Origin of the sequence: Aquabacterium sp. (assembly GCF_036279655.1) — a bacterium.
Taxonomy (GTDB): domain Bacteria; phylum Pseudomonadota; class Gammaproteobacteria; order Burkholderiales; family Burkholderiaceae_C; genus Aquabacterium.
Map to the genome: position 1 here is coordinate 1 of NZ_DASUIT010000138.1, position 3,697 is coordinate 3,697.

Annotated in this window: 2 protein-coding genes; one reads left to right on the plus strand and one right to left on the minus strand. The window is 64.1% G+C overall.

Features of this window, described 5'->3' with window-relative positions:
* Nucleotides 1-158: 158 nt before the first annotated feature.
* Nucleotides 159-1,691, minus strand: coding sequence for a methyl-accepting chemotaxis protein (locus VFW84_RS15055; protein ID WP_329681280.1), 1,533 nt, complete (start codon nucleotides 1,689-1,691; stop codon nucleotides 159-161).
* Nucleotides 1,692-1,980: 289 nt separating this feature from the next.
* Here VFW84_RS15055 and VFW84_RS15060 point away from each other — a divergent pair, with 289 nt between their 5' ends.
* On the plus strand, nucleotides 1,981-3,543 hold the full coding sequence (locus tag VFW84_RS15060; protein WP_329681281.1) for a hypothetical protein: 1,563 nt from the start codon (nucleotides 1,981-1,983) through the stop codon (nucleotides 3,541-3,543).
* Nucleotides 3,544-3,697: the final 154 nt, after the last annotated feature.

The window sequence follows — 3,697 nt, forward strand, 5'->3', positions numbered from 1 at the left end:
GGCCCGCCCTACCACTGCGACATCCATGCCATGAGGGCGCTGCTGCCCGAGGCGCTGTGGCAATGGCCCAAGCCGCCCTATGCGAAGGTGAACCACCCCAATCTGTCGCACGAGCTGGCAGTGAGCCTGGTGCGCCGGTGATCGGCGCTTTTGGATCATCAGCACGCCTTGCTCAGCCGGAAGGCCCCCATGAGGTCTGACAAGTTGTCCGCCTGCCCCTGAAGAGATGCCGCCGCTGCCGCAGACTGCTCCACCAGCGCTGCATTTTGCTGAATCATGTGGTCAAGCTGAGTGACAGCCAGATTGACCTGCCCGATGCCATCGGACTGCTCGGAGGCAGCCGCCGTGATTTCACCGATCATGTCGCTGACGCGCCTGACGGAATCCACGATTTCGCCCATGGTGCTTCCTGCCCTGCTCACCAGTCTGGCACCGGTTTCCACGCGCTCCACGCTGCTCCCAATCAGTGTCTTGATCTCCCTGGCAGCGTCCGCCGAGCGCTGTGCCAGGCTGCGAACTTCGCCAGCCACCACCGCGAAGCCTCGGCCCTGTTCACCCGCGCGGGCCGCCTCGACGGCCGCATTGAGCGCCAGGATATTGGTCTGAAAGGCAATGCCATCGATCACACCAATGATGTCGGCGATCTTGTTGGACGACGCATTGATCTCTTCCATGGTCTGAACCACCTCGGCCACAACGACCCCACCCCGTTGAGCGACCTCTGCTGCAGAAGAGGCCAGTTGGTTGGCCTGCCGGGCTGAATCAGCACTCTGCCGGACAGTGCCCGTGAGTTGCTCCATCGAACTGGCGGTCTGCTGCAGATTGCTGGCGGCAGATTCTGTACGCGCGCTCAGATCCTGGTTCCCTGTGGCGATCTCTGTGCTGGCGTTCTTGATGCTGTCGGTGCTGATGCGCACCTGCCCCACCAGTTGCTGGAGATTGGTTTGCGTACGTTGAAGCTCACCCATCAGACCCTGCAAGTTCTGACCAGTGCCCAGATCAAACGTGAGATCGCCCTCAGCAATGCGTTGAAGCATCTCCCGCGCCACCGCCGGTTCGCCCCCGATCTCCGAGATCACCGTGCGGCGCATGAGCCAAAACAGTCCCCCTGCGACCACGATCGCCACGAGCGCCAACATGGCGGAAATCACGAAGATATGGCGCCCGTTGCTCAAGGTTCGCTCATGGGCCTGAGCTTCTCGCTGGCGTGCAGATTTGAGCAGATCCAGCAGGTTGCTGCGCAACTGCCGCCAGGCAGGCGTTTCTTCCTTGGTCAAGGCCTGCATGGCGCTGCTCGCGTCACTCTTGACCATCTGCAGCACACTGTTCTGCTTGACTGACAAGGTTTCGCGAAGCGGGGCCAACGCGCTCAACTGCGCCACAGCCTCCGTGCCGCTCGCCGCTTTCAGCGTTGCTTCATAGGCCTCTTGATAGGCTTTTTCGGCCCCTTGGAAGTTGTCGAAGGCCTTGGTATTGCTCGGATCCAAGACGATGTTGCGCATGGCCTGACCCATCTGCAGCCCCTGGGCATACATGTCGGTCAAGCCGCTGGCAATGGCCTGCTCGGTGCCAATGTAGCGATCGAACTCATCTTGCGTGCGGAGCAACCCCCACAGGCTCACCGAGATCGCGGTGACAAACAAGGCCACTGGTACAGCGAAACAGTAGATCAGACGTGACTGAAATGACATACCAGAACCCCGCGTGTATGGACGCCGACTTGGACGGGTCAGTCAATGATCCCCACTCAGTCGGCGAAGAAGGGACGCCCCGTTATCGGCGCGTTCTCGCTGGAATTGATACATGGGTGCGCCGGTGAGCCTTTTGCACGCCTGAGCCCCCCCGGTCTCGGGGGCGGCCGATGCAGATTGTCCGGTTTGTCGCAGCAAGTCCCACCTGCGTGGGAGGGGGCATTCTTACAATGACCCATCGGGGTTAACACCCAGTCAGCATTGAAATGAGTCTCAGATGAACCGCTCCATGAAGTACAAACTCCTCGGCACCGTGGCCGCCCTGGCCACCGCCTTCAGCGTGGTCAACCCGGTCTCGGCCGGTTCCTGCCAGATCACGCAACTGGGTGCCATCACCACCGGCGCCGTGCTGGACACCGATGGCCAAGTCTGGATGTGGGGCTTCCGCAATGCTGGCATCTCTGGCACAGCCTCTCCTACTCACGCTTACAGCAACCTCAAACCCGTCAACCGGGTCGAGTTTCCCGCAGGCACCAAGATCACCCAGCTGGTCAGCGGCGCCTACCACTTCCTGGCCCTGACCGAGGACGGCCGGGTCTATGGCTGGGGGCAGAGCGGCTACGGTGAAGTCGGTTGCCGCAATGCCGTCAACGACCCCTATGTGCGCCCCCCCTGCGAGGTGCCCTTCCCCGGCCTGAAGGCGGGTGACAAGATCGCCCGACTGGCTGCGGGGGAGTACTTCTCCATGGCCACGACCGCAGAGGGCGACGTCTACACCTGGGGCCATGACCTCTATGGTCAGGGCGGCCGAGGCGCGAATGTGGCGTCCAACCCGAATGGCCCGGTCCGCAATGTCAATCACCCCTCTTACTCGAACGGCAAGGTTGTCCCTGTCAACAACGACAGCATGCAGTTCGTGCCCTACAAGGTGAACCTCAATGGCGAGCCCGCCGTGGTCAGCGGGGCCTGGTACGAAGGGGCGATGGCCATCACCCTGGGCGCCACGGGCGAAGCCCATGTCTGGGGCTGGGGCGACAACGAAGCGGCCGGCCTGGGCGTGCCCTACACCTGTGGCGGCACCCCCATCCGCGGCGTGCAGTGCGTGGTCCGCACACCCACCCGCGCCAACAGCGCGCTGGAAAACCTGGCGCCTCGCATCCAGGCGCTGCATGGCGGCAATGCCTTCGCCACGGCGATGCTGGCGCCCGAACCCGGTGCCAGCGGCAGCAAGCTGGCGGGCTGGGGCCAACTGGCGGCCCTGGGCCTGGGTGTGACCAGCACCGGCAAGGCCGGTGACACCACCGCCGCCACCACCATCCCCCTGTGGATGCCCCTGAAGGATCCGGTCACGGGCGTCGAGCACCTGGCGACGAACTTCTTCTCGCGTTATGTCGGCAATGTGGCCATCGGCAACGACAACCGCCTGTGGGTCTGGGGTCAGGGCGGTGGCAGCGCCTTCCCGCAGATCTACCCGGCACGCCCCACCCCGCACGGCACGCCCTCCACCTACCCCGCTGACACGGGCCTGAATTCGGCCCTGCGCTCGGATCAGGCCGGCGCCACGCTGGTGGGCATCGGCAGCACCAAGGAGGTCGTGTACTACCAGATGTCGGACGGCAGCGCCTTTGGCCTGGGCTACGCGAGCGTGGACAGCCTCAACCCCATCGGCATCCCGGGCGCAGGCAAGCTGGACCTGGAGTACTGGGGCCCCACCGGCTGGGGTGGCACGGGCACCATGCATGGCACCGGCAGCCTGGAGAGCATCCGCTTTGGTGGCGTGCGCCTGTTCGGCCCCAACAATGGCGGCGCGGACTCGCCTTGCGGCTCCGCACCGCTGATCCTCATTCTCTGATCAGAGCCCCGCGCGATACGCCCGCCAGGCCTCGCCGCTCATGCTCTCCAGCGTGATCGGCTGGGCTGGCGGCGCGATGCCGCCGGGGGCCTCCAGACGGTTGAGCACATGGCAGATGATGTCGCGCATGTCATCGGCCTTGAGCGGGAAGACC